This window comes from Rhodobacter capsulatus (assembly GCF_005144475.1).
GTDB lineage: Bacteria > Pseudomonadota > Alphaproteobacteria > Rhodobacterales > Rhodobacteraceae > Rhodobacter > Rhodobacter capsulatus_C.
The window spans coordinates 1-24,424 of the sequence record NZ_SWJZ01000021.1 but is presented as its reverse complement, the minus strand read 5'-3'; the positions used below and the strand labels follow the sequence as shown (position 1 = coordinate 24,424).

The window sequence follows — 24,424 nt, the reverse complement described above, 5'->3', positions numbered from 1 at the left end:
GCGATGCGCCCCCGGATCGAACGGCCGAAACTGACCCTGCCCGAGGCCGAGGCCGAGGCTTTGGGGGCGGCCTATGCCGCGGCCGGGGTGATCCTGGAATATGGCTCGGGCGGATCGACGGCGCTGGCGGCCGAGATGCCCGGCAAGGTGGTGTTTTCGGTCGAAAGCGACGCCGACTGGCTGGCGATGATGCGCAGCTGGTTTGACGCCAACCCGCCGAAAGCGCGGCTGGTGCTGCATCACGGCGATGTCGGGCCGACCAAGGAATGGGGCGCGCCGAAGGATACGGCCGCCTTCCGGCAATGGCCTTCCTATCCGATCGGGGTCTGGGACCGGCCCGATTTTGTGCACCCGGATCTGGTGCTGATCGACGGCCGTTTCCGCGCCGCCTGTTTCCTGACCACGCTGTTCCGGATCACCCGGCCCGTGACGGTGCTGTGGGACGATTATACGCTGCGTCCCGGCTATCACCTGATGGAAAGCTTCTGCCCGCCGGTCCGCAGGATCGGGCGCATGGCCGAGTTCCATCTGACCCCCACCGCCATTCCGGCCGAGAAACTTGGCCTGATCCTTTCCACATACTTGCGCCCGAACTGACCCGGCGCCGCTGATCGCAAGGACGAAAAAATGCTTGAAATCAACAATCTGCACGTCAAACTTGAAGAAGGCGAAAAGGTCATTCTGAAGGGGATGAACCTGACGGTCGAGACGGGCAAGGTGCATGCGATCATGGGGCCGAACGGCTCCGGAAAATCGACCATGAGCTATGTGCTGGCGGGCCGTCCGGGCTATACCGTCACCGAGGGCTCTGCGAAGCTGCAGGGGCAGGAGCTTCTGGACATGGAGCCCGAGGCGCGGGCGGCGGCGGGTCTGTTCCTGGCCTTCCAATACCCGGTCGAGATCCCGGGGGTGGGCAACATGACCTTCCTGCGCACGGCGCTGAATGCGCAGCGCAAGGCGCGGGGCGATGACGAACTCTCGGCGGGCGAGTTCCTCAAACTGGTGCGCGACAAGGCGAAATCGCTGAAGATCGACGCCGAGATGCTGAAGCGTCCGGTCAATGTCGGTTTCTCGGGCGGGGAAAAGAAGCGCAACGAGATCCTGCAGATGGCGATGCTGGAGCCGAAGATGTGCATCCTGGACGAGACCGACTCGGGTCTTGATGTCGATGCGATGCGGCTGGTCTCCGAAGGCGTGAACGCGCTGCGGTCGGAAGGGCGCAGCTTCCTTGTGATCACACACTATCAGCGGCTTCTGGATCACATCCAGCCCGATGTCGTGCATATCATGGCCGATGGCCGCATCCTGCACACCGGCGGCCCCGATCTGGCGCTGGAAGTCGAGAAGAATGGCTATGCCGAGATCCTCGCGGCGCATGGGCTGACGGAGGCGAAGTGATGGCGACGAAAGAGGACATCGTTGCGGCGCGGCTGGCGGGACTGACCGCCGGGCCGGGCCTTTCCGGTCCGCGGGCGGCGGCGCGGGCGCGTCTTGAGGCGATGGGCCTGCCCGGTCGGCGCGACGAATACTGGCGCTGGACCGATCCGGCGGCGCTGAATGGGGTCACCCCTGCAGCGGCGACAGCGGCCGAGGAGGACGAGGCCCCGCTTTTCGACGGGCTGGACCGGCTGAAGATCGTCTTCGTCGATGGCGTTTTCGATGCGGCCGCCTCGGACGATCTGGCGCTGTCCGGGGTCGAGATCGCCCGGCTTGCCGACAAGATCCCGGACTGGGCCGAAGCGCTTTACGGCACGCTGGAGGCTGCGGGGCAGGATCCGGTGAAACGGCCCTTTGCGGCGCTGAACACGGCGCAGGCGACGGATGGCGTGCTGATCCGGGTGACGGCCGCGGCCGCAAAGCCGATCAGCCTGATTTATGTCCATAAATCAGAGGTTTCCGATCCGATCCTGCATCATCTTGTGCAGCTGGATCCGGGGGCGGAGCTGACGCTTCTGGAAACCGGCCCGGCCGGGGCGCGGTTCAACAAGGTGATGGAGGTCGATGTCGGTGCGGGGGCGCGCTTCCATCACATCCGCGCGCAGGGCCCCGACAGCGAACGCCGCGCCGTCACCCACATCTTTGCCCGGGTCGCCGAAAAGGCGCTGTTCAAAAGCTTTACAGTGACGGTGAACGGCGCGCTGACCCGTAACGAAGCGGTAATCGATATTATCGGCAATGATGCGGTGGCTCATGTCGCCGGGGCCGCGCTTGGCGACGGGGCGACGGGCGCCTTCCTGCATGACGACACCGTCTTCGTCACCCATGCGGGGCTGCGCTGCGAAAGCCGTCAGGTGTTCAAGAAAGTGCTGAAACACGGCGCGATCGGTACGTTTCAGGGCAAGATCCTGGTCAAGCCCGGCGCGCAGAAGACCGATGGCTATCAGATCAGCCAGTCGCTTCTGCTCGATGACGACAGCCAGTTCCTTGCCAAGCCCGAACTCGAGATCTATGCCGATGACGTGAAATGCTCGCATGGCTCGACCACCGGGGCGATCGACGAGACCGCGCTCTTTTATCTGCGCTCGCGCGGTGTCCCCGAGGACGAGGCCAAGGGCTTGCTGGTCCTGTCCTTCCTTGCCGATGCCATCGACGAGATCGAGGATGCGGGGCTGAAGGACGAAATCATCGCGCGGCTGGAAACCTGGCTGGCGCGACACAGGGACTGAGGGAAGAGACATGGCCGCCGTCGAAGACATCCTGCGCAGCTACCGGCGCCCGCGCGTCGTGATCCGGGACCATCTGGCGCGGATGCGGTCGGAACCGCGGCTGTTCAGCTTTCTGTTCTCGGCGCTGTTGCTGATGTTCGTGGCGCAGTGGCCCGCTTTGGCGCGGCAGCATTTCCAGACCCCGGATGTGCCGATGCCGGGCCTGTTTCTGGGCACGGCGCTGGCGCTGGCGGCGACGACGCCGTTCTTTTATGCGCTGGCCTTTCTGGTCACCCAGGCCACCCGGCTGTTTCGCGGTCGCGGCGATGGCTACGGCGGCCGGCTCGCGCTCTTTTGGGCGCTCTTCGCGGTCTCGCCGCTGATGCTGCTGCAGGGCCTGACCCAGGGCATGATCGGGCCTGGGCCGCAGGCGAATGCGGTCGCGGCCGTCGTCTTCGCGGTTTTCGCGGTGATCTGGGCCGCCGGTCTGCGGGTGACACAATTCGAGGGCCGGACATGAGCCTTGCGCTGTATCTGCACCTGGTGCGTCTGAGCTTCACCGATCCGATCGCGGCGTCGGTCCGGGTGACGCGTCTTCTGGATCGTCCGGCGGCGCGCTGGCTGGCCTTTGGCGCGGTGATCGCGGTTGGCGCCGCGCTTGGACTGCTCAGCGAGATCCTGTTTTCGCTCGTCACCGGCATGGATCTGGGACCGGCGGTGTCGCCCTTTCTGATGGCGGCGATTCAGGGCGGCCTGCTGCTGTATTCCGCTTTTGCCATGGCCTTCTTCGGGCGCCAGTTCGGCGGTCAGGGCCGGTTTGGCGATGCTTTCGCGCTGATGGTCTGGATTCAGGCGATCATGGTGGGCGCGCAGCTGGTGCAGGCGGCGGTGATGCTGCTTTTCCCGATCATCGGCGTGCTGATGACGCTGGCGCTTTTCGGGGTGCTTTTGTGGCTGATCACGCTCTTCACCGCGGCGCTGCACGGGTTCGAAAACCTGATGCTGACCGGGGCGGGGGTGCTTGTGGTTTTCTTCGGCTCGGCGATGCTGATCGGCTCGGGCCTTCTGGCGACGGGGCTCAGCCCCGCTCTTTTGACGGAAAGCTGAGAGGGACAGAATGTACGATGTCGCACGGATCCGCGCCGATTTCCCGATCCTGTCGCGGCAGGTGAACGGCAGGCCGCTTGTCTATCTCGACAATGGTGCCTCGGCACAGAAGCCCGCCTGCGTGATCGAGGCGATGACGCAGATGTACACGCAGGATTATGCCAACGTTCACAGGGGCTTGCACACCCTTTCGAATATTTCGACCGAACGTTACGAAGCCGTGCGCGGCATTGTCGCCCGCTTTCTGGGCGCGCCGTCCGAGGAAGAGATCGTCTTCACCACCGGCTCGACCGAGGGGATCAACCTTGTCTCCTACGCCTGGGCCGCGCCGCGGCTCCAGCCGGGCGACGAGATCGTGCTGTCGATCATGGAGCATCACGCCAATATCGTGCCCTGGCATTTCCTGCGCGAGCGGCAGGGTGTGGTGCTGAAATGGGTCGAGATCGAGCCCGACGGCAGCCTGCCCGCGGAAAAGGTGCTGGAAGCGATCGGGCCGCGCACGAAGCTGGTGGCGATCACCCAGATGTCGAACGTGCTGGGCACGGCAGTCGACGTGAAGACGATCTGCGCGGGGGCGCGCGAAAGGGGCGTGCCGGTGCTGGTCGACGGCTCGCAGGGCGCGGTGCATGCGCCGGTCGATGTCGCCGATCTGGGCTGCGATTTCTACGCCATCACCGGGCACAAGCTCTATGGGCCGAGCGGCTCGGGGGCGATCTACATCAGGCGCGAGCGGATGGCGGAGATGCGGCCGTTTCTGGGCGGCGGCGACATGATCGCCACCGTCACCCGCGATGCCGTCACCTACAACACGCCGCCGATGAAATTCGAGGCGGGCACGCCCGGGATCGTGCAACAGGTCGGCCTTGGGGTGGCGCTCGACTATCTGATGAGTCTCGGCATGCAGAATGTCGCCGCGCATGAGGCGCATCTGCGCGCCTATGCGGAAGCGAAGTTCAAGGGCCTGAACTGGCTGCATATTCAGGGCAACGCGCCGCACAAGGGGGCGATCTTTTCGATGACCCTTGATGGTCCGGCGCATGCCCATGACATCTCGACGATTCTCGACAAGCGCGGCGTGGCGGTGCGGGCCGGGACGCATTGCGCGATGCCCTTGATGGCGCATCTGGGGCTGAGTGCCACGGCGCGGGCCTCGTTTGGGCTTTACAACACGACCGAGGACGTCGATGCGCTGGTCTCGGCGCTGGAACTTTGCCACGAGCTTCTGGCCTGAGCAAATCGGCGCAAGAAATTCCGGTCAAAGCGGTTGCAGCCCGGAAGGCTTTCGAGTATGAACCCGTCACGCGGCACCCGTAGCTCAGCTGGATAGAGTACTGCCCTCCGAAGGCAGGGGTCACAGGTTCGAATCCTGTCGGGTGCGCCAAATCTCTCCCCCAAACTCTCCTCAAAACAGACATGCGGAATGCGTTTTTACGCAGAGTTGTCCCCCGCCGTGAAAGCCGCTCAACAGATTGGCGCACAACAAAAAAGCGCCGCTGGGCGACGCTTTCTCCGGAAAGTTTTCCTCAGGCTGGAAAGGCGGGCTCAGCCCTGCCAGCTGCGGACATCGCCGCAATCCATGTGCACGAAATCGGAGCGCGCATATTTGCCAACGCCCCCCGCCCGACAGGACAGGGCGGCGGAATAGACCTGACCGACCGAGCGCGATTTCAGCCGCAGATCCGCCGCCATCCCGCGCATGTGCAGCGAATTGCGCGCCACCCCGCCCGAGCGCGAGCGCAGCATCGCATTGGTCGCGGGCGAGCGGTAGCCCGACAGCAGCATGAAGGGTTCCGACGTCTCGAGCAGACGATGCGAGGCGGCGGCAATATCGACGGTGCGCGGATCGATCGTCTTCACGTCATTGGTGCGCCAGTCGCGCATGAACCGGGTGATTTCCTTCAGCGCCTCGGGGATATACTCGCCCTCGATCCAGTAGATCGTGTCAAGACTTTCGCCGGTGCGGCCGGAATACATGTGGATCCGACGGATATCGCCCGCGCCACGCAGAAAGCTGAAGGCGTTGGAGGCTTTCGGGGCGGCTACCACAAGCGTGGCTGCAAAGGCCGCAAGAAGCCCGCGACGAGAAGTCGTGATCGTGCTCATATCGGTTCGCCTGTCCCTCGGTCTGTGCCGTCTGAAGTTTGCGGCTTGATCCGTGCTTACCCGGATTCCGTGGCAATGTTATGGCACGAAGCGAATCGTGTTTCAAATTGTCATTTTTTCACGGGTAGGGAAAACCGGACCTGTCGGCAATTTCTTGCCAGAGCCGACCGCTGTGGCCGGTTTGCATCTGTCGCGCCGCCGAGGCGGGGAAAGCCCGGGCGAAACCGCCTGCGGGGTGGACTTGGCCTCGGTTTTCCCACAGGTTGCAGGCTGCTTTTCTGTGGCGGGGACAGAATGACTGCATCTTGTCTTGGGGTTGGATCTTGTCTTGGGGTTGGTCGGGCCGCCCTTGTTGCGATGATGATGGCCGGGGCGGCCATGGCGCCCTTTGTGGCGGCGGATCCGGCCCGGGCGCAGGTGCTGTCGGGCTTTGCCCAGGCGGTGGCGGAAACCGCCGCGGCCGAGCCCGCGCTGGCCGCCTTTTACGCCGCGCGCGGTCATGCGCCGCTCTGGACCACCGCCGAGGCCGCGTCGCGTCGGGCCGCCTTTCTTGCCGCGCTCGATCAGGCCGATGCGAATGGCCTGCCGGTGGCGCGCTATGGCGCCGAGGATCTGCGCGCCCGGTTCGCCACGATCGAGACCGAACGCGAGCGTGGCCAGCTCGATGCGGCGATGTCGCTGGCCTATCTTGCCTGGGCGCGCGACATTGCCTCGGGCGCGCTCGAGCCGAAGAAGATCGATGCCGGGATCGTGCGCGAAATCCACCGCCCCGATCCGCAGGCGCTGCTGAACGGGCTGCTGTCCAGCCCCGCGCCGGCACGGTTCCTGCGCGATCTGGCGCCGAATTCGCCGCGCTATGCGGCGCTGGTCAAGGCGCGGCTCGATCTGCAGGCCGAGATCGCCACCGGCGGCTGGGGGCCCGAGGTCGCGGCGAAGCGGCTTGGCCCGGGCGACAGCGGCCAGGGCGTCATCGCGCTGCGCGACCGGCTGATCCGCATGGGCTATCTGCGCCGTTCGGTCAGCGCGACCTATGACAGCGATCTGCAAAAGGCGGTGCAGACCTATCAGCTGGATCAGGGGCTCAAGGCCGATGGCGTCGCGGGCGAGGGCACGCTGGCGCGGATCAACCGCGCCCCCGAAGAGCGGATGAAAGCGATCCTCGTCGCGCTGGAGCGGCTGCGCTGGATGAACGGGCTTGATCTGGGCAAGCGTCACATCTGGGTGAACCTGCCCGATTTCACCGCCCGCATCGTCGATGACGGCAAGATGAGCTTCGAGACGGTGACCGTGGTCGGCATGAACCAGGGCGACCGCCGCACGCCGGAGTTTTCCGACGTGATGGAGATGATGGTGATCAACCCGAGCTGGTCGGTGCCGCGCTCGATCACCGTCAAGGAATATCTGCCGATGATGCAGCGCAACCCGGGCGCGGCGGGGCATATCCAGCTCGTCGACAGCCGGGGCCGGGCGGTGTCGCGCGACTCGGTCGATTTTGCCGCCTACAATGCGCGCAACTTCCCCTTTGCGATGCGTCAGCCGCCCTCGGACGGCAATGCGCTCGGGCTGGTGAAGTTCCTCTTCCCCAATCCCTACAACATCTATCTGCATGACACGCCGTCGAAATCCCTGTTCCAAAAGGATGTCCGCGCCTTCAGCCATGGCTGCATCCGGGTCGGGCGGCCCTTTGATCTGGCCTATGCGCTGCTCGCCGCGCAGGAGACCGACCCCGAGGGCTATTTCAAATCGGTGCTGAAGACCGGCGCCGAGACGACGGTGAAGCTGCGCACGCCGGTGCCGGTGCATCTGGTCTATTTCACCGCCTTCCCGAATGCCCAGGGCCGGATCGAGTATCGCGACGATGTCTACGGGCGGGATGCCGCGCTCTTTGCCGCTCTGGACAAGGCGGGGGTGGCATTGGGGCCGCTGACGAATTAAATCGGGGACGAGGCGCGGGACGGCGCCGGTCAACGAGAGGCAAGATCCATGGCGCAAACGGTCGAAACCATTGCACGGGCCCTGGCGGCGCGGGCGGAAGGTGATCTGTCCCTGCCGATCGAGGGCGCCTCGGAGCCGCAATCGGCGGGGCCGCGTCAGATCGCGCTGGCGATGAGCGCGAAATACCTTTCGGGGCTTGCCGCCGGTCAGGCGCTGGCGGCGATCCTGCCCGAGGGCACGGATTGGCAGGCGCTGGGGCTGAAGGCGGCGATCTTTGTCGCCCGGCCGCGGCTCGCCATGGCGGGGCTCTCGAAAGCCTTCGATCCGGGCCCCGAGATCGCGCCCGGCATTCACCCGACGGCGGTGATCGATCCCACGGCCGAGATTGGCACAGGCGCGGCGATCGGCCCCTTCGTCGTCATCGGCCGCGGCGCGCGCATTGGCGCGGGGGCGCGGATCGCGGCGCATGCCTGCATTTCGGAAGATGTAAAGATCGGCGAGGAAGCCCTTGTTCTGCAAGGCGTAAAGATCGGCGCCCGGGTGGTGATCGGGGATCGCTTCATCGCCCAGCCCGGCGCGGTGATCGGCGCCGACGGGTTTTCCTTTGTCACCCCGGAAAAATCCGGCGTCGAGGAAATCCGCGAGACGCTTGGTCAGCGCGACACGATCACCGAACAAAGCTGGACCCGGATTCACAGCCTGGGCACCGTCGTCATCGGCGATGATGTCGAGCTGGGCGCCAATGTCTGCATCGACCGCGGCACGGTGCGGGCGACGATGATCGGCTCGGGCACCAAGCTCGACAATCTTGTCCACATCGGCCACAATGTGCAGATCGGTCGCGACTGTCTTCTGTGCGGTCAGGTCGGCATCGCGGGCTCCTCGCGCATTGGCGACCGGGTGGTGCTGGGCGGCCAATGCGGGGTGAACGACAATATTTTCGTCGGCGATGACGTGATCGCCGGCGGCGCCACCAAGATCTTCACCAATGCCCCCGCGGGGCGGGTGCTGCTCGGCTATCCGGCGGTGAAGATGGAAACCCATGTCGAAGCCTGGAAGAACATCCGCCGTCTGCCGCGACTCTTTGCGCAAATGGCCGAACTTCGGGAAACTGTTACAAATCTCACGCAGAAGAAGGGCACGGAGTAACAGCCAGATGAGGCCCGACGTGCAGGACAAGATTCTCTCGATCATCGCCCGCGAAGCTGCGATGGAACCGGCGGAAGTGCGCCCGGACATGACGCTTGACGAGTTGGGGCTCGACAGCCTCGGCCTTGTCGAGATGATCTTCGCGATCGAGGAAACCTTCGGGGTTTCCGTTCCCTTCAACGCCAACGAACCGACGCAAAGCGAGTTCGACATTTCCTCGGTCGGCGCGATCGTGCGCGCGGTCGAGCGGCTGATCTCGGGGCCGCAGGCGGCGCTGGCGTGACCCAAAGACGTGTCGTCATCACCGGGGCCGGAACGGTCAATGCGCTGGCCCCGGACGTGCAGGGCACCTTCGCCGCGATGGCGGAGGGGCGGTGCGGCATCGGTCCGCTCGACTTTCCCGATGTCGAGCGGCTGACGATCCGGATCGGCGCGCAGGTGCGCGACTTCACCCCCGAAAGCCATTTCGACAAGGGCAAGCTGTCGCTTTACGACCGCTTCACGCAATTCGCGCTGGTCGCGGCGCGGCAGGCGATGGCGCAGGCGGGGCTGCCGCAGGAAAGCTGTGATCACACCCGCTGGGGCGCGATCATCGGCACCGCGGGCGGCGGCAATGCGACGGTGAACGAGGCCTATCGCGCGGTTTATGCCGAGGGCAAGAACCGGGTGCATCCGTTCACCGTGCCGCGGCTGATGGGCAATGCGGCGGCGTCTCATATTTCGATGGAATTCGGGCTGATGGGGCCCAGTTTCGCGGTGGCGACGGCCTGTGCCAGTTCGAACCATGCGCTGGGTCTGGCGTTCCAGATGATCCGCGCGGGGCTGGCCGATGGCATGCTGGCGGGCGGGGCGGAATCGATGCTGAATTTCGGCGGGCTGAAGGCCTGGGAAGGGCTGCGGGTGATGTCGCCCGACGGCTGCCGCCCGTTCAGCGCCAGCCGCAACGGCATGGTGCAGGGCGAGGGCGCGGGCGTCTTCGTGCTGGAGACATTTGAAGGCGCCAAGGCGCGCGGCGCCGAGATTCTGGCCGAGATCAAGGGCTTCGCCATGACCTCGGACGCAAGCGACATCGTCATGCCCTCGCGCGGGGGGGCGGCGCGGGCGATGCGGCTGGCGCTTGCGGATGCCGGGTTGCCGCCCGAGGCGGTGGAATATGTCAACGCCCATGGCACCGGCACGGCGGCCAATGACAAGACCGAGGCGGCGGCGCTGTCGGATATCTTCGGCGCGCATCTGCCGCGGCTTCCGGTCAGTTCCACCAAGGCAATGCACGGCCATTGCATCGGCGCCACCGGGGCGATCGAGCTTCTGGCCTGTCTGATGGCGTTGAACGACGGGGTGATCGCGCCGACGCTGGGCTTTGACGCAGCCGATCCCGACTGCCCGCTCGATGTCGTGCCCGGCGCGGCGCGTCAGGCGCGGGTCGACACGGTGATGAGCAATGCCTTTGCCTTTGGCGGTCTGAACGCGGTGCTGATCCTTTCCAAAGCATGACGCCGCCCCGAAAGGCGGCGTCTTTCAACATCTTGCAGGGCGATCCTTAGTTTCGGATCACTTCGGCTGCATCGCATCCCAGGCAGCGCTGAAGCCCTTGAGCGAGATCGCCAGCTCCACTTTCTGATCGGGCGCGCGCATCGGCACGATCGTCATGGCGATCTTCTTGCCCTTCTTGAACAGCTCCAGCTCTTCCGCCTTCAGCACGACGTTCGAGAAGCAGCCCACTTGCGAGCAGAAGGAATAAGGCAGCGTGATCGGCTTTTGCGTGTCGATCTGCAGCGTGACCCCGGCGGTCAGCGCCGATTCGAGCGGCGTCGCAATGGTGGCGCCGGCCACGGCTTCCTTGCCCTTCGGCAGGCCCAGAACCGAGATCGAGGCGACCTTGTTGCCGTCCTTGTCGGTCAGCAGCTGGAACATCTCGCAGGGCTCGTCGCCGCTTTCGACGCGGATGCACTGCACTTTCCAGTCGCCTTCCGTGGTCTTGACATAGGGCTCGGCGGGGGCTTCGGCGGCGGGTGCGGCAGCAGGCGCGGGGGCTTCGGCGGCGGGCGCCGGTGCCGGGGCGGGCGCTGCGGCATCCTCGGCCAGCGCCATCGGCGCGGCAAGGCTGGCGGCCAGCAGAAGAGCAAGGGAAGCGGTGTTTTTGATCATGAAATGTCCTCCATGGGGATGGAGCCGCCTTAGCATGCCGCCCGAAGCCTGTCAGGGGCAAAAGCGCCCGCGCGGCCGTGGCGGCACAGGCAGGCGGTGAAACTTGCGTGAGGACGGAGGGCAGACGCGCTGCGGAATAAAGAAGGGCTCCGTTGACCGGAGCCCTGTATTCCCCCTGTCGGACTGGCCGACTATGTCATTGCCCGAAACGCTAATGCGGAAAAACCCGCAGGTCAACACGCAAAAATGATCGGCCCGGGGCGATTTCGGTCGCGATCCGGTGCGGAAAACCGAAAAAACCGCGCCCGAAGGCGCGGCCAGTCTGACAGGGAGGAAGTGTCCCGCGGCCAATGGGCCCGAAGCGGAACATCTGCAGACTGGCACAAAAGGGTTAAACAAGTATGCTCGCGGCAGATCAGGTTCCCGGACCCAGTCGGGCCGGGGCAGCAGCGGGGGAACGGATGAGCGCAGGTCTGACCGGGGCGGGGATCTTCGTCGGCGGCGGGGGCGAGGGATATGCTCAGCCGCAGGAGCTATTGCTGAAGGCGGGCAACCGGCACGGGCTGATCGCGGGGGCGACGGGCACCGGCAAGACGGTGACGCTGCAGGTTCTGGCCGAGGGCTTCTCGGCCGCGGGGGTTCCGGTGTTTCTGGCCGACGTCAAGGGCGATCTTTCGGGCCTTGGTGCGGCGGGGACCGAGACCGGCCCGCTGCACGAGGCTTTCCGCAAACGTGCCGCCACGATCGGCTATGATCTTGTCTATCGGGCCTGTCCGGTCACGTTCTGGGATCTGTTCGGGGAACAGGGCCATCCGATACGCACGACGGTGACCGAGATGGGGCCGCTGCTGCTGGCCCGGTTGCTGGATCTGAGCGAGGCGCAGGAAGGCGTGCTGAACATCGCCTTCCATCTGGCCGATGCCGAGGGGCTGGCGCTGCTCGATCTGGCCGATCTGCGGGCGATGCTCGTGCATGTGGGCGAACGCGCGGCCGAGCTGAAACTGCGCTACGGCACTGTCTCGGCCGAGTCGGTGGGGGCGATCCAGCGGCAGTTGCTGATCCTGGAAAATCAGGGCGCGGCGCAGTTTTTCGGGGAACCGGCGCTTGATCTGGCCGACATGATGACGCTGGCGCCGGATGGCCGCGGCCGGATCAACATTCTGGCCGCCGACCGGCTGATGGTCAGCCCGCGGCTTTACGCGACCTTCCTGCTCTGGCTTCTGTCGGAGCTTTTCGAGGATCTGCCCGAGGTCGGCGACCCCGACCGGCCCCGTTTCGTGTTTTTCTTCGACGAGGCGCATCTGCTGTTCGAAGATGCCCCCAAGGCGCTGGTGGACAAGGTGGAACAGGTGGCGCGGCTGATCCGCTCGAAAGGCGTCGGCCTCTATTTCATCACCCAAAACCCCGCCGACGTGCCCGAGGACATTCTGGGTCAGCTGGGCAACCGGGTGCAGCATGCGCTGCGCGCCTTTACCGCCCGCGATCAGAAGGATCTGCAACGCGCCGCCGAAACCTATCGCCCGAACCCGCGTTTCGACACCGAAACCGCGATCAGGGAAGTGGGCACGGGCGAGGCGGTGACCTCGTTTCTGAAGCCGAAGGGCGCGCCCGGCATGGTCGAGCGCACGCTGGTGCGGCCGCCGCAATCGCGGCTCGGCCCGCTCGAGGCCGCGGACCGCGCGGCGCTGCGGGCGGCCTCGCCCCTTGGCGCGAAATATGACCGCGCCCTGGATCGGCCGTCGGCATTCGAGATCCTGACGGCACGGGCGCAAAAGGTCACGGCCGAAGCCGCCGCCGCCGAGAGCCCCCCGGCGGGATCGACCGCGGCACGGCCGGAGTTCAACCGCGCCAGACGTTTCGAGGCGCCGCAGCCCGAGGCCAAGACCCCGCGCCGACCGGCCGGGTCGGCCTCGCGCAGCGACAGCATCGCCGAGGTCTTCGGCAAGTCGCTGGCGCGGCAGCTGGGCCGCCAGGCCGGTCAGCAGATCCTGCGCGGGGTTCTGGGCTCTCTGTTCAAGGCGCGTTGATCCGGGATCAGGCGACGCGGATCTGCGCGGGCTGGCGGGCTTGCGGCAGCATCCGCGCCTCGGCCATCATCGCGATCAGCACCTCGATGTGGCGCAGGAAACTGTAGGCGGCCTCTCCGGTCTGGCGGGCCTCTTCCAGCCCGGCTTCCTCGGCCATCAGCGCGCGCAGCGCCGCTTCGGGGCCGGGCAGCTCGCGGGCGGCCAGCAGCCGGCGCAGATCGCGGCTGCGGTCATAATCGCGCTGTCCGAAGCGGGCGGCCCGGATCAGCAGTTTCGGACGGCGCAGACGCGCCATCTGGTCGATCTGGTCGGTCATCGTGATCCCCTCACTCAGTCCGGGCCAGGGTGGCACAACCCAAGCAGGTGTTGCGCAAGGGAAAGTTCAACCGAACGCTGCATTTGGAAATCTTTAGAGTTTATAAAGAATTTTCGGTATCGCCCCATTTCTTAACCAAGGGGTAACCAAAGCAACCCACGGTTGCAGATGCAGTTTGCGCTATCTTACGTCAGCGTATCGAACTGGGAGACGGGGAATGAAGACCTTGCAAGCTCTGGAGCTGCTGCCTGCCTGGCTGCCCGACCATGCACGGCTCTATCTGCGTCACGTCGAAGACGGTGTGCCGATCCGGCAACTGGCGCGGGCCGAGGGCTGTCACGCCTCGACCATCCTGCGCCGGGTGCGCCGGATCGAGCAGCGCCGCGACGATCCGCTTGTCGATGAAGCCCTGACGCGGCTTGGCCGTTGTGCTTCCGCTGCATCTGCCGCCCCGCCCAGAGAGGATGACCCCGCGATGACCGCTCCGATCCGCCCGACTGCGCCGCAAGCCTGCCCCGAAGCTGCCGATCCCCATTACCCGGAACTTGACACGCTCTCGCGCGAGGGGCGGCGGGTGCTGCGCCGCCTGGCCGAACCGGGGGCGCTGTTGATCATCGCCCCCGACATGGAAAAGGCGGTGGTGCTGCGCGGCACGGTGCGGACGGCGGTGGTGGCGCGCGAAGTGGCGCAGGGCTTTGCGCTGAACGGCTGGATCGGGGTGCAGCACAGCGGCCGGGTGACAAGCTACGAGCTGTCCCCGGCGGGGCGGGCGGCGCTGAAGCGGTTGCTGGAGGCGGAGGCGGCGACCGAGGGGCGCGACCCCGAGGCGGACGGCAATCCGCAGGCCGACCGGCACCGGGACTGGGGCGAGCGCACGGTGCACGAGGGGCAGGGCCGGGTGACGCGGATGCGGATGAACCTGGCCGAAAGCCCGCTTGGCGTGCTGGCGCGGCGGCGCGATGCGGATGGGCGGCCGTTTCTGGCGCCCGATCTGGTGGCGGCGGGGGAACGGCTGCGCGAGGATTTCGAACTGGCGCAGATGGGGCCGCGGGTGGCGCAGAACTGGGAACGCTTCATGACCGGCGGCGCGCGGGGTCAGTATCGGCCGGATCTGGGCCATGGCGGCTCGGGCGGCTCCGAACGCGCCCGGGAACGGGTGGCGGCGGCGCTCTCTGATCTGGGGCCGGGTCTGGGCGACATGGTCCTTCGGTGCTGCTGTTTTCTCGAAGGGCTCGAAGCGGCGGAAAAGCGCATGGGCTGGTCGGCGCGTTCGGGCAAGATCGTGCTGCGCATCGCGCTGATGCGGCTCAAGCGGCATTATGACGAGACCTATGGCGGGGCCTCGCCCTTGATCGGCTAGGTGGGGCCGGGGCGGCACAGGCAATTTGCATCGGGCGGGTTTTCGGCCTATCTGGGGGCAATCCCGCTGCGAAAGGAAGCCCGATGCCCGACACTCAGGACCCGGCCCACAAGGCGCCCGTTCTGCGCCACCCGGAAAAGGCGCATCGCCCCGACAATGCCCAGCCGAAGAAACCGGGCTGGATCAAGGTCAAGGCGCCGACCTCGCAGGGCTACAAGGACACCCGCGATCTCTTGAAGACGAACAAGCTCGTCACCGTCTGCGAGGAGGCGGGCTGCCCGAATGTCGGCGAATGCTGGAGCCACGGCCACGCCACGATGATGATCATGGGCGAGACCTGCACCCGCGGCTGCAGTTTCTGCAATGTCGCCACCGGCAAGCCCGAGGCGCTTGACGCCTTTGAACCTGGACGGGTGGCGCATGCGGTGGCGACGCTCGGTCTGAAACATGTCGTCATCACCTCGGTCGATCGTGACGATCTTGACGATGGCGGGGCCGAGCATTTCGCCCAGACGATCCGGGCCGTGCGCCACCGCGCGCCGGACACGACGATCGAGGTCCTGACCCCCGACTTTCTCAAGTGTGCCCCGCAAGCGCTTGAAAAGGTTGTCGAAGCCCGGCCGGACGTGTTCAACCACAACCTTGAGACCGTGCCCGGCCTTTATCCGACCGTGCGGCCCGGGGCGCGCTATTTCCATTCCTTGCGGCTGCTGCAACGCGTCAAGGAACTCGACCCGGCGATGTTCACCAAATCCGGCATCATGGTCGGTCTGGGCGAGGACCGGCAGGGCGTGCTTCAGGTGATGGATGACATGCGCGCCGCCGACATCGATTTCCTGACCATCGGCCAGTATCTGCAGCCGACGCCGAAACACCATGCGGTGTCCCGCTTCGTCACCCCCGAGGAATTCGCCGATTATGAAAAGGCGGCCTATGGCAAGGGCTTCCTGATGGTCTCGGCGACGCCCCTGACGCGGTCAAGCTATCACGCGGGCGATGATTTCGCGAAACTGCGCGTGGCGCGGCTGGCGAAGCTGGGCCGCTGAGCCCTAGCGCGGCAGACCTTCGAGCGGGCGGATGCGCAGCTGGCTGATGCGGTTGTCCTTGCGCCCGGCCACCTCGAAGCGGAAGCCGTGGAAGGAGAACACCTGACCGACCTCGGGGATCGACTGGGCCTCGTGGATGACGAGGCCCGCCACCGTATGCGCCTCGTCATCGGGCAGCGCCCAGTCGGTTTCCCGGTTCAGATCGCGGATCGTCATCGCGCCTTCGACCAGATAATCGCCCGTCTCTGTCGGTTTCAGCTGCCGCGCCGCGCGGGGGTCGAATTCGTCGGTGATCTCGCCGACGATCTCTTCCAGAATGTCTTCCAGCGTCAAAAGCCCCTTCAGATCGCCATATTCATCGACGACCAGCGCGAAATGGGTGCGCCGCTTCAGGAATTCCCGCATCTGTTCATCGAGCGGCGTCGTTTCCGGGATGAAATAGGGCTTCATCGCCACTTTCATCAGGTCAAGATCGCTGACAGAATCCAGCTTGCCATCGCCGCTGCGCAAAAACCGCTCGACCGCGCGCAACAGATCCTTGGCATGCAGGATGCCGACGACGTTTTCCCGCTCGCCCTTGTAAAGCGGCAACCTTGTATGCGGCGAGGCCAGCACCTGCGCCAGCACCTCGTTCGGGTCGTCCTCGGCGTCGATCATCTCGACCTGGCTGCGGTGGCGCATGATCTCGGCCACGCTGCGGTTGCCCAGATCGAGCGCCCCCAAAAGCCGGTCGCGGTCGGCCTTGTCCACCGTCCCCTCCGAGGCCCCAATCGCCAGCGCCCCGGCGATTTCCTCGTGGATCGAGAACATGTTCTGGTTCGCATCGGTGCGCAGCCCGAACACCCACAGGATGGCGCGCACGATCATCCGCACCACCGTCACGATCGGGCTGAGCAGCCGGATCAGCACCCGCACGAGCCGCGCCACCCGCGCCGCCACCGTCTCGGGGGTGCTGATCGCCCAGGTCTTCGGCAGCACCTCGGAAAAGATCAGCACAAGCGCCGTCATCACCACCGTCGCCAAAGCCACCCCGGACTGGCCGAAGAGCCGCGTCAAGAGCGCCGTCGCCAGCGCCGCGGACAGGATGTTGACGACATTGTTGCCCAAAAGCAGCGCGCCGATCAGCCGCTCGTTGTCCTCGGTGATCTGCAGCGCGGCTTCGGCCCCCTTGTCGCCCCGGTCGGCCCGGGCCCGCAGCTTCGGCCGCGAGGCCGCCGTCAGCGCGGTTTCCGAGCCCGAAAAGAACGCCGAGAGCATCAGCAGAACGACGATCGCCCCGGCAGTGAGCCAAAACCCGGTGTCAAGCCGGGCGGCAAAGGCGGAAAGGGTCGCAAGAAGGGTGGTTTCGGTCATGATCGGGGATGATGGCGCGTTGCGGGGCCGGGATCAAGCGGGCGGATCAGCCCTTGCGGGCGAGCGGGTGGTGGCCCAGCACCAGATCCTTCAGCCGTTCCTCCAGCACATGGGTATAGATTTCGGTGGTGGACAGGTCGGCATGGCCCAGAAGCGTCTGGATCACCCGCAGATCGGCGCCGCCCTGCAACAGATGCGTGGCAAAGGCATGGCGCAGCACATGCGGCGTCACCCGCGCCGGGTCGAGCCCCGCCGCCAGCGCGATCTCTTTCAGCAGCGCATGAAATCCCTGCCGCGTCAGATGCCCTTCCTTGCCCGAGGACGGGAAAAGATGGCGCGAGGGCGGCAGACGGCGGGCGATCCGCGCCGCGTCCTCGGCCGCATCACGGGTGATCAGCCAGGCCGCCAGCGCCTCGCGCGCCGGGGCAGAGAGCGGCACCATCCGTTCCTTGTCGCCCTTGCCGCGCACCATCAGCATCGCCGGATTGCCGCGCGCCGCCGCCACCGGCAGGCCCACCAGCTCGCTCACCCGCATGCCGGTGGCGTAAAGCAGCTCCATCAGGCAGCGGTTGCGGATCTGCTCGGCCGGGCTGCGGCCCTGATCGCGTCCGGCCTCCAAAAGCGCCTCGACCTCTTCGATGCTCAGCGTTTTCGGCAGCCGCTGCGCCTTGCCCGGCCCCGAGATCTGCAAGGTCGGATTGTCGCTGCGCCAGCCCTCGTCATAGGCGAAGCGGTAGAACTGCTTCACCGCCGAAAGCCGCCGCGCCCGGGTCGCCTTTGCCAGCCCCTCGGCCTCAAGCCGGACCAGCCAATCCTCGACCGCGGCGCGGTCCAGCGTGAGCAGATCAAGGCCCTTGGCCGTGGTGAAGTCCAGAAAATCGCTCAGATCGCGGCCATAGGCGGCGATCGTGTTGCGCGCCGCCCCGGCCTCGGCCGCTTGCGCCTCAAGGAAGACGGCGATGCGTTCGCGCGGCAGCATCCGGATCATCCGCGCCGCTCCAGAATGATCAGCTGCAGCGCCGTGCGCCGCGCCAGGCTTTCGAACCCGGTCTTGCGCAGAAGCGTCAGCCCGGATTCAAGCCGCCGCGCGTCGCCCTTGGCGCCTTCGGAAATGTCATCGACCGCGGCCAGCAGCGCCTCGCCCAGCCGGTCGGGCACAAGGCCCGCATAGGCTTCGGGCACGGCGGCGGGCGGGGCGTCGAAGATGCGCTTCACCGTCAGGCCCAGCAGATCCTGCGCCTCCACCGGCGCGGTGTCGCCGCGGGCGAGCGCGATCAGCAGCGGTTCTTGTGCTGCGGCGTCTGCTTGGGTCCGCGCGACACTCTCGAAGGCGCCGGTGAGCAGCGCCAGCCGCAGCGCCAGCCGTTTGGCCTCTCCGCTCAGCGGCAGATCCAGCAGCCGGGGGGCGAACATCGCGGCGAATGCGGTTTCCAGCTCCTGCGCTTGCATCAGATCCCAGGCGGCGGGCAAAACCTTTGAGACGCGCGCGACATCACTTGCAGAAAGGGCTGCATCCAATTGGGAAACAAGGGAAACCCGGTCCCACACCCCGCCCGAGGCAGAAGCGCGGTCCTGCGTGTAAAGCCCAAGCAGCTGGTTCGGATCAAGCACGCCCATGCGCGAAAGCCGCTCGGCCGCCTCCAGTTGCGTCTTCCAGCCGGCATTGGCGCGCAGGTCGGAATGGGCAAAGGCGACGGGCAGGGTCGTCGTCGCCATCGGCTGGCCGATCGCCTCCATCAGCCGGAAGCTGAGTGGCGTGGGCCGCGCGGGCGGCGGCAGATCGGCGGCGCCATCGGCGCCCTCGTCATCGAGAAACCGTTCCAGAAGCAGCGCGGTTTCGCTGTCGATCTGCCCAAGCGCCCGCCCGGTGCCGAGCGTCAGCATCGCCGCATCCCATTTCGACCGCCGCGCCAGACAGAAGATCCGGGCCGGATAAGAGGGCGCGACCGCGGGGGTTTTCTCCATGATTTCACAGGCATGGTCTTCCTCGCCCAGAAGCAGGGCGACATCGAAGCGGCGCCGGAAAATCTCGGGGTCCGAGGGCTCGGCCTGTTCCAGCAGCGCCATCGCCTGATCGAGCGCGCCCAGATCCAGCAGCCGGTCGATGCGGGCCAGAAACAGCACGTTCTGCCCCTCGGGCGCGGGGGTGATCGGCGGGTCCAGCTCGGCCAGCATCAGTTCAAGCAGGAACCCCTGCACCGCGGGCAGGGTGTCGAGCCGCTCCTTGCGCAGCGCCGCGGCCAGATCGACCTCGGGCGTGGCGCCCCAAAGCCCGCGCGGCAGGCCCAGACGGCTGGCGGGCAAAAGCCCGAGACTGTCCGCATTGCGCGCAGACTCGAGCGAGGCGACGCCGATGCGTTCCACCGTGCCCCCGCCCGAAACCGGGGCCTCGCCCACGACGGGAGGCAGCACCGCCGCCGAGCCGCCGCCTGGGCGGACCGGCACGCCGCTGACCGAGGTCGACAGCCAGTCGATCGCCGACATCGGCGCCTCGGCCAGCGCCGCGGTGGCGGGCCAAAGCCCCAGCGTCAGGCCCAGCAGCAGGCGGCGATCAATCGTCAAGCCCCGCCCCCGCAGCTTCAGTCGCCGGGGCCGGTTGCGCGGCGGCCTGCGGCGCCGGGGAGGCGGGAGAAGCGGGCGACACGGCGGCGGCCGGAACCGCGGCGGCCGGCGCCAGATCGGGCAGGGCGACGGGGCTGCGGATCTCGACCGGATCGGCGGTCATGTCGCCGAAATAGGCATAGCCCAGCGTGCCCAGCACCGCCGCCAGAAGAAGAACGAGAATGACCTTGAACATGCGCCCCATGATTTTGCTTTCTTGTCTTTATGTTCGTCTGCGATCGTCTTCGATGGCGGCAGCCTGACCCCGTCCGGGGCGCCGCCGCTGCGGGGATGCCGCCGAAACGTCGCGCTGGCAAGATTATATATGGCATTTCGACAAAGTTCACGCCATTGAAGGGCGCAAAGATCACGAATGCGCAAGCGCCCCAAGGGCGTCGGGCCGGGGAGGGCTGCGTGACCGGGCAAGAGCAAGTTCACCCGCACCTGCAAAAGACGATCGTGCTGGTGGGCATGATGGGCGCGGGCAAGACCGCGGTGGGCACCGCGCTGGCGCGGGCGCTGCGGGTGCCGTTTCACGACAGCGACGAGGAGATCGTCAAGGCGGCGCAGCGCTCGGTGGCGGAGATTTTCGAACGCGATGGCGAGCCGTTCTTTCGCGCCCGCGAATCGGAGGTGATCGCGCGGCTGCTGTCGGGCGCGCCCGGGGTGGTCTCGACCGGCGGCGGCGCCTTTTTGTCCGAGACGAACCGGGCGATGATCGCGCGGCTGGGGGTCTCGGTCTGGCTGCAGGCGGATCTGGAGCTGCTCTGGACCCGGGTCAAGGGCAAGACGACGCGGCCGCTGTTGCGCACGCCCGACCCGAAGGGGACGCTCGCCGAGCTGATCGAGCGGCGCTATCCCGTTTATGCGCTGGCGCAGGTGGCGGTGGAGGCCGAGCCGGGTCTTTCGATCGAGCAGATGGCGCAAAAGGTGATCGAAGCGCTTCGGGGCCGCCCGGGGCTGTTCGCGGAGGAGTGAATGACCGAAGTGGTGAAGGTGGAGCTGGGCGCGCGCGCCTATGAGGTGCGGATCGGTGCCGGGCTGCTGGCGCGGGCGGGGGCGGAAATCGCGCCGCTTTTGCGCAAGCCCAAGGTGGCGGTGATCGCCGACGAGACCGTGGCCGGGCTGCATCTGGAGGCGCTGCGCGCGGGCCTGGGTGATGTCGAGATGGTGACGATGACGCTGCCCTCGGGCGAGGGAACGAAAAGCTGGCCGCATTTCGAGCGCGTCTGCGAATGGCTTCTGGCGCAAAAGGTCGAGCGCAAGGATATCGTTGTCGCCTTTGGCGGCGGCGTGATCGGCGATCTGGTCGGCTTTGCCGCGGCGGTGCTGCGGCGCGGCGTGCGCTTCGTGCAGATCCCGACGACGCTTCTGGCGCAGGTCGACAGTTCAGTCGGCGGCAAGACCGGGATCAATGTCGCGGCGGGCAAGAACCTGATCGGCGCCTTTCATCAGCCCTCGCTGGTTCTGGCCGATATCGGGCTTCTGGACACGCTGCCGCCGCGCGATTTTCTGGCCGGTTATGGCGAGGTGGTGAAATACGGCCTTCTGGGCGATGCCGCGTTTTTCGACTGGCTCGAGGCGAAGGGCCCGGCGATGGCGGCGGGCGACCGGGCCTTGCGGCAACATGCGGTGAAGCGCTCGGTCGAGATGAAGGCCGAGATCGTCGCGCGCGACGAGACCGAGGAAGGCGACCGGGCGCTGTTGAACCTGGGTCACACCTTCTGCCATGCGCTGGAAGCCGCGACGGGCTATTCGGACCGGCTGCTGCATGGCGAGGGCGTGGCGATCGGCTGTGCGCTGGCGTTTGAGCTGAGCCAACGGCTGGGGCTGTGCGCGCAAGAGGCGCCCTCGCGCGTGCGGGCGCATTTGCGCGACATGAAGATGAAGGTGGAACTGGCTGATATTCCAGGGGAATTGCCCGATGCCGAGGGGCTGATCGCGCTTATGGGCCAGGACAAGAAAGTGCTGGATGGCAAGCTGCGCTTCATTCTGGCGCGGGGGATCGGCGACGCCTTCGTGACCTCGGATGTGCCGCGCGCGGTGCTGAAGGATCTGCTGACCGAAGCCCTGGCGCGGCGGTAAGTGCGGACGGGGGCGCTGCCCGGATCAGTTGCGGACGGGGGGCTCTGCCCCCCCGGGCCCCCCGGGATATTTGCACCAAGGTGAAAGGGACGCGGGTCAGTCGTCCAGATCCGCGAAGGCGGCCGCGTGGCGGATCTCGCCTTTGGGCAGCGCCGTGCCGGTCAGGTTCAGCAACTGCAGATGCGGCCCGGCATGGGGGCTGATGAAACCGCGGGCGGCCTCGGCGGAGAAGCCGAAGCGGTGGTACCAGGCCGGATCGCCCAGCACGAAGATCGCCGCGATACCGCGGGCGCGGGCGATTTCAAGACCGGCCTGCACCAGTGTCGTCGCAATCCCCTGACGGCGCAGGCTGGCGCGGGTGGCCAGCGGGCCCAGCGCCCAGGCCGGAAACGGCGCGGCAAGCGCGGAAAAGGCACAATGGCCAAGACAGGCGCGGCCGAAGCGGGCGGTGAGCGAGAGCGCGAGATCGCCAGAGGCGCGCAGGGCATCGACCAGATCGGCCTCGGCGCGGCGGGCGAAGGCGGCCTCAAGCAGCTGATGCAGCGCGCGCGGATCGGCGGCGGTTTCGGGGCCGATCTCCGGCTTGGCCGGGCGGGGGGTGAGGTCGTGGCGGATACCGCGGCTGGCCCACTCCGAGGTCTCGGTGGCCTGCTGCCAGGCCGTGAAGGCATGGCGGTCGGCAAAGCCCGCATCGAGTTGCCAGACAAAGGGATCCTCGGTCTGGGTGATTTCGTAGAACAGACAGCCGGGGTGGCCCAGGCTCTGGCGCAGATGCGCCGCGAGCCCGGAAAGCACCACGCGCCGATCCTCGGGCGTGGTGCAGATCAGTTGGCCTTGCAGATGGATCAGCGACACTTCTCCCTCCTAGGGCGCCAGAAAGCGACCCTTGCGGGTCACTCCCATTCGATCGTGCCCGGGGGCTTGCTGGTGATGTCGTAGGTCACCCGGTTGATGCCCTTGACTTCATTGATGATCCGCGTCGCGGTTTCGCCCAGGAACTCATGGCTGAACGGGTAGTAATCCGCCGTCATGCCATCGACCGAGGTCACCGCACGCAGCGCGCAGGCGTAATCATAGGTGCGCCCGTCGCCCATCACGCCGACGGTCTTCACCGGCAGGATCGCGACGAAAGCCTGCCAGATCGCGTCGTAAAGCCCGTGCTTGCGGATCTGGTCGATGTAGACCGCATCGGCCTTGCGCAGGATATCGAGTTTTTCCCGGGTGATTTCGCCGGGGCAGCGGATCGCCAGACCCGGGCCGGGGAAGGGGTGGCGGCCGATGAATTTTTCCGGCAGGCCCAATTCGCGGCCAAGGGCGCGGACTTCATCCTTGAAGAGTTCGCGCAAGGGTTCGACCAGCTTCAGCCCCATCTTTTCCGGCAGGCCGCCGACATTGTGGTGCGACTTGATCGTGACCGAGGGGCCGCCACTGAACGAGACCGATTCGATCACGTCGGGGTAAAGCGTGCCCTGCGCCAGGAATTCGGCGCCTTCGATCTTGTTCGCCTCGCGCTGGAAGACGTCGATGAAGAGCTTGCCGATGGTCTTGCGCTTGACCTCGGGGTCCGAAACGCCTTCGAGCGCACCGATGAAGAGATCGGCCTCGTCGGCGTGGATCAGCGGGATGTTGTAGTTGTCGCGGAACATCGTCACGACTTCGTCGGCCTCGTTGAGCCGCATCAGACCGTGATCGACGAAAACGCAGGTCAGCTGATCGCCGATGGCTTCGTGGATCAGCACGGCCGCGACCGAGCTGTCGACGCCGCCCGACAGGCCGCAGATCACCCGCTTGTCACCCACCTGCGCGCGGATTTTCGCAATGGCGTCGTCCTTGTAGGACGCCATCGTCCAGTCGCCGGTGAAGCCCGCCAGACGCACGAAGTTTTCGTAAAGCTTCGCGCCTTTCGGGGTGTGGTGCACCTCGGGGTGGAATTGCACGGCGTAGAAGTGGCGCGAGACATCGGCGGTGATCGCGAAGGGCGCGCCGGGCGAGGTGCCGTAGACCTCGAAGCCCGGGGCGATGCGCGAGACGTGATCGCCGTGGCTCATCCAGACCTGCTCGGGACCGGCGTCGAACCAGCCGCGCAGCAGCGGCAGGACATTTTCGGACGGGGTCACGAAGGCACGGCCGAATTCGGCGGTGCCATGGCCGGTTTCAACGAGGCCGCCCAGCTCCTGCATCATCACCTGCTGGCCGTAGCAGATGCCAAGGATCGGCACGCCCAGGGTGAAGGCGGATTTCGGCGGGCGGGGGGAACCCTCCCGGGTGACCGAATCCGGGCCGCCCGAGAAGATGATGGCCTTGGGGGCGAAATCTGCCAGGAAGGCGTCGGTCACCTTCTGGTAGGGGTGGATTTCGCAGTAGATGGAAAGCTCGCGCAGGCGCCGGGCGATGAGCTGGGTCACCTGCGAGCCGAAGTCGATGATGAGAAGGCGCTGATGCTGGGTCATGGCTGCGGAATAGGTTGGGATGGGCCGGAAAGCAAGAGGGGGGGGGGGGGGGGGGGGGGGGGGGGGGGGGGGGGGGGGGGGGGGGCTAGAAATGAAAGA

Annotated in this window: 24 protein-coding genes and 1 tRNA gene; 16 read left to right on the top strand and 9 right to left on the bottom strand. The window is 66.5% G+C overall.

What is annotated here, in order from left to right:
• Positions 1-3: 3 nt before the first annotated feature.
• The 7 genes from FBT96_RS06615 to FBT96_RS06585 all read left to right on the top strand — a co-directional run bounded on the left by FBT96_RS06615 (position 4) and on the right by FBT96_RS06585 (position 5,133).
• Positions 4-597 carry a hypothetical protein gene (locus FBT96_RS06615; RefSeq protein ID WP_136905529.1) on the top strand — a complete coding sequence of 198 codons (594 nt, stop codon included), beginning with the start codon at positions 4-6 and terminating at the stop codon, positions 595-597.
• A 30-nt stretch (positions 598-627) separates the two neighbouring features.
• Positions 628-1,398: a Fe-S cluster assembly ATPase SufC gene (gene sufC / locus FBT96_RS06610; protein ID WP_136905528.1), complete on the top strand. Its 771-nt coding sequence runs from the start codon at positions 628-630 to the stop codon at positions 1,396-1,398.
• Positions 1,398-2,666: a SufB/SufD family protein gene (locus FBT96_RS06605; RefSeq protein ID WP_136905527.1), complete on the top strand. Its 1,269-nt coding sequence runs from the start codon at positions 1,398-1,400 to the stop codon at positions 2,664-2,666. The genes sufC and FBT96_RS06605 overlap by 1 nt, the downstream gene beginning before the upstream one ends.
• Before the next feature lie 10 nt (positions 2,667-2,676).
• Positions 2,677-3,165, top strand: coding sequence for a YIP1 family protein (locus FBT96_RS06600; RefSeq protein WP_136905526.1), 489 nt, complete (start codon positions 2,677-2,679; stop codon positions 3,163-3,165).
• Positions 3,162-3,752: a YIP1 family protein gene (locus FBT96_RS06595; protein ID WP_136905525.1), complete on the top strand. Its 591-nt coding sequence runs from the start codon at positions 3,162-3,164 to the stop codon at positions 3,750-3,752. The genes FBT96_RS06600 and FBT96_RS06595 overlap by 4 nt, the downstream gene beginning before the upstream one ends.
• 10 nt (positions 3,753-3,762) lie before the next feature.
• Positions 3,763-4,983, top strand: a complete 1,221-nt coding sequence (locus tag FBT96_RS06590) for a cysteine desulfurase (RefSeq protein ID WP_136905524.1) — start codon at positions 3,763-3,765, stop codon at positions 4,981-4,983.
• A gap of 73 nt (positions 4,984-5,056) precedes the next feature.
• A tRNA-Arg gene (locus FBT96_RS06585) sits at positions 5,057-5,133 on the top strand.
• Between the two features lie 161 nt (positions 5,134-5,294).
• Here FBT96_RS06585 and FBT96_RS06580 read toward each other — a convergent pair.
• A complete protein-coding gene (locus tag FBT96_RS06580) occupies positions 5,295-5,855 on the bottom strand; it encodes a YcbK family protein (protein WP_136905523.1) in 561 nt (186 codons plus the stop codon).
• A gap of 378 nt (positions 5,856-6,233) precedes the next feature.
• Here FBT96_RS06580 and FBT96_RS06575 point away from each other — a divergent pair, with 378 nt between their 5' ends.
• From FBT96_RS06575 to FBT96_RS06560, 4 genes are read left to right on the top strand one after another with little or no spacing between them, the layout of a single operon-like run.
• The gene (locus tag FBT96_RS06575; protein ID WP_249306341.1) at positions 6,234-7,790 is read left to right on the top strand and encodes a L,D-transpeptidase family protein; all 1,557 of its coding nucleotides are present in this window, start codon (positions 6,234-6,236) and stop codon (positions 7,788-7,790) included.
• Positions 7,791-7,838: 48 nt separating this feature from the next.
• Entirely contained in the window at positions 7,839-8,939 is a 1,101-nt protein-coding gene (lpxD, locus tag FBT96_RS06570) for a UDP-3-O-(3-hydroxymyristoyl)glucosamine N-acyltransferase (protein WP_136905522.1), read from the top strand.
• Between the two features lie 7 nt (positions 8,940-8,946).
• Positions 8,947-9,222 carry an acyl carrier protein gene (locus tag FBT96_RS06565; protein WP_055208257.1) on the top strand — a complete coding sequence of 92 codons (276 nt, stop codon included), beginning with the start codon at positions 8,947-8,949 and terminating at the stop codon, positions 9,220-9,222.
• Positions 9,219-10,433, top strand: coding sequence for a beta-ketoacyl-[acyl-carrier-protein] synthase family protein (locus FBT96_RS06560; RefSeq protein WP_136905521.1), 1,215 nt, complete (start codon positions 9,219-9,221; stop codon positions 10,431-10,433). Before FBT96_RS06565 ends, FBT96_RS06560 begins: the two co-directional genes overlap by 4 nt.
• 57 nt (positions 10,434-10,490) lie before the next feature.
• Here FBT96_RS06560 and FBT96_RS06555 read toward each other — a convergent pair whose 3' ends face one another.
• The gene (locus tag FBT96_RS06555; protein ID WP_136905520.1) at positions 10,491-11,087 is read right to left on the bottom strand and encodes an invasion associated locus B family protein; all 597 of its coding nucleotides are present in this window, start codon (positions 11,085-11,087) and stop codon (positions 10,491-10,493) included.
• Positions 11,088-11,548: 461 nt separating this feature from the next.
• Between FBT96_RS06555 and FBT96_RS06550 the strand changes: the two genes are divergently transcribed.
• Positions 11,549-13,114, top strand: a complete 1,566-nt coding sequence (locus FBT96_RS06550) for a helicase HerA-like domain-containing protein (protein WP_136905519.1) — start codon at positions 11,549-11,551, stop codon at positions 13,112-13,114.
• Between the two features lie 7 nt (positions 13,115-13,121).
• Here FBT96_RS06550 and FBT96_RS06545 read toward each other — a convergent pair whose 3' ends face one another.
• Positions 13,122-13,430, bottom strand: a complete 309-nt coding sequence (locus tag FBT96_RS06545; RefSeq protein WP_136905518.1) for a DUF6477 family protein — start codon at positions 13,428-13,430, stop codon at positions 13,122-13,124.
• 217 nt (positions 13,431-13,647) lie between these two features.
• Between FBT96_RS06545 and FBT96_RS06540 the strand changes: the two genes are divergently transcribed.
• Entirely contained in the window at positions 13,648-14,790 is a 1,143-nt protein-coding gene (locus FBT96_RS06540; RefSeq protein WP_136905517.1) for a DUF6456 domain-containing protein, read from the top strand.
• A gap of 83 nt (positions 14,791-14,873) precedes the next feature.
• Positions 14,874-15,836: a lipoyl synthase gene (lipA, locus tag FBT96_RS06535; protein WP_136905516.1), complete on the top strand. Its 963-nt coding sequence runs from the start codon at positions 14,874-14,876 to the stop codon at positions 15,834-15,836.
• A gap of 3 nt (positions 15,837-15,839) precedes the next feature.
• Here lipA and FBT96_RS06530 read toward each other — a convergent pair whose 3' ends face one another.
• From FBT96_RS06530 to FBT96_RS06515, 4 genes are read right to left on the bottom strand one after another with little or no spacing between them, the layout of a single operon-like run.
• Positions 15,840-17,189: an HlyC/CorC family transporter gene (locus FBT96_RS06530; protein ID WP_136905515.1), complete on the bottom strand. Its 1,350-nt coding sequence runs from the start codon at positions 17,187-17,189 to the stop codon at positions 15,840-15,842.
• Between the two features lie 46 nt (positions 17,190-17,235).
• Positions 17,236-18,168 carry a site-specific tyrosine recombinase XerD gene (locus FBT96_RS06525; protein WP_136905607.1) on the bottom strand — a complete coding sequence of 311 codons (933 nt, stop codon included), beginning with the start codon at positions 18,166-18,168 and terminating at the stop codon, positions 17,236-17,238.
• A 5-nt stretch (positions 18,169-18,173) separates the two neighbouring features.
• The gene (locus FBT96_RS06520) at positions 18,174-19,751 is read right to left on the bottom strand and encodes a hypothetical protein (RefSeq protein WP_136905514.1); all 1,578 of its coding nucleotides are present in this window, start codon (positions 19,749-19,751) and stop codon (positions 18,174-18,176) included.
• The gene (locus FBT96_RS06515; RefSeq protein ID WP_169583269.1) at positions 19,741-19,986 is read right to left on the bottom strand and encodes a hypothetical protein; all 246 of its coding nucleotides are present in this window, start codon (positions 19,984-19,986) and stop codon (positions 19,741-19,743) included. Before FBT96_RS06515 ends, FBT96_RS06520 begins: the two co-directional genes overlap by 11 nt.
• A 218-nt stretch (positions 19,987-20,204) precedes the next feature.
• On the opposite strand from FBT96_RS06515, the gene FBT96_RS06510 reads away from it, so the two are divergent.
• Positions 20,205-20,768, top strand: coding sequence for a shikimate kinase (locus FBT96_RS06510; RefSeq protein WP_136905512.1), 564 nt, complete (start codon positions 20,205-20,207; stop codon positions 20,766-20,768).
• On the top strand, positions 20,769-21,875 hold the full coding sequence (gene aroB, locus FBT96_RS06505; protein ID WP_136905511.1) for a 3-dehydroquinate synthase: 1,107 nt from the start codon (positions 20,769-20,771) through the stop codon (positions 21,873-21,875).
• Between the two features lie 96 nt (positions 21,876-21,971).
• Here the strand turns inward: aroB and FBT96_RS06500 are convergent, their stop codons facing one another.
• Together FBT96_RS06500 and guaA are read right to left on the bottom strand one after the other, a co-directional pair.
• The gene (locus FBT96_RS06500) at positions 21,972-22,730 is read right to left on the bottom strand and encodes a GNAT family N-acetyltransferase (protein WP_136905510.1); all 759 of its coding nucleotides are present in this window, start codon (positions 22,728-22,730) and stop codon (positions 21,972-21,974) included.
• A gap of 38 nt (positions 22,731-22,768) precedes the next feature.
• Entirely contained in the window at positions 22,769-24,325 is a 1,557-nt protein-coding gene (gene guaA / locus FBT96_RS06495) for a glutamine-hydrolyzing GMP synthase (RefSeq protein ID WP_136905509.1), read from the bottom strand.
• Positions 24,326-24,424 lie beyond the last annotated feature (99 nt).

Bases quoted from the DNA above. Each gene is read 5' to 3' on its own strand.
- FBT96_RS06615 (WP_136905529.1), top strand. From the start codon at position 4: ATGCGCCCCCGGATCGAACGGCCGAAACTGACCCTGCCCGAGGCCGAG.
- sufC (WP_136905528.1), top strand. From the start codon at position 628: ATGCTTGAAATCAACAATCTGCACGTCAAACTTGAAGAAGGCGAAAAG.
- FBT96_RS06605 (WP_136905527.1), top strand. From the start codon at position 1,398: ATGGCGACGAAAGAGGACATCGTTGCGGCGCGGCTGGCGGGACTGACC.
- FBT96_RS06600 (WP_136905526.1), top strand. From the start codon at position 2,677: ATGGCCGCCGTCGAAGACATCCTGCGCAGCTACCGGCGCCCGCGCGTC.
- FBT96_RS06595 (WP_136905525.1), top strand. From the start codon at position 3,162: ATGAGCCTTGCGCTGTATCTGCACCTGGTGCGTCTGAGCTTCACCGAT.
- FBT96_RS06590 (WP_136905524.1), top strand. From the start codon at position 3,763: ATGTACGATGTCGCACGGATCCGCGCCGATTTCCCGATCCTGTCGCGG.
- FBT96_RS06580 (WP_136905523.1), bottom strand. From the start codon at position 5,855: ATGAGCACGATCACGACTTCTCGTCGCGGGCTTCTTGCGGCCTTTGCA.
- FBT96_RS06575 (WP_249306341.1), top strand. From the start codon at position 6,234: ATGGCGCCCTTTGTGGCGGCGGATCCGGCCCGGGCGCAGGTGCTGTCG.
- lpxD (WP_136905522.1), top strand. From the start codon at position 7,839: ATGGCGCAAACGGTCGAAACCATTGCACGGGCCCTGGCGGCGCGGGCG.
- FBT96_RS06565 (WP_055208257.1), top strand. From the start codon at position 8,947: ATGAGGCCCGACGTGCAGGACAAGATTCTCTCGATCATCGCCCGCGAA.
- FBT96_RS06555 (WP_136905520.1), bottom strand. From the start codon at position 11,087: ATGATCAAAAACACCGCTTCCCTTGCTCTTCTGCTGGCCGCCAGCCTT.
- FBT96_RS06550 (WP_136905519.1), top strand. From the start codon at position 11,549: ATGAGCGCAGGTCTGACCGGGGCGGGGATCTTCGTCGGCGGCGGGGGC.
- FBT96_RS06545 (WP_136905518.1), bottom strand. From the start codon at position 13,430: ATGACCGACCAGATCGACCAGATGGCGCGTCTGCGCCGTCCGAAACTG.
- FBT96_RS06540 (WP_136905517.1), top strand. From the start codon at position 13,648: ATGAAGACCTTGCAAGCTCTGGAGCTGCTGCCTGCCTGGCTGCCCGAC.
- lipA (WP_136905516.1), top strand. From the start codon at position 14,874: ATGCCCGACACTCAGGACCCGGCCCACAAGGCGCCCGTTCTGCGCCAC.
- FBT96_RS06530 (WP_136905515.1), bottom strand. From the start codon at position 17,189: ATGACCGAAACCACCCTTCTTGCGACCCTTTCCGCCTTTGCCGCCCGG.
- FBT96_RS06525 (WP_136905607.1), bottom strand. From the start codon at position 18,168: ATGCTGCCGCGCGAACGCATCGCCGTCTTCCTTGAGGCGCAAGCGGCC.
- FBT96_RS06515 (WP_169583269.1), bottom strand. From the start codon at position 19,986: ATGTTCAAGGTCATTCTCGTTCTTCTTCTGGCGGCGGTGCTGGGCACG.
- aroB (WP_136905511.1), top strand. From the start codon at position 20,769: ATGACCGAAGTGGTGAAGGTGGAGCTGGGCGCGCGCGCCTATGAGGTG.
- guaA (WP_136905509.1), bottom strand. From the start codon at position 24,325: ATGACCCAGCATCAGCGCCTTCTCATCATCGACTTCGGCTCGCAGGTG.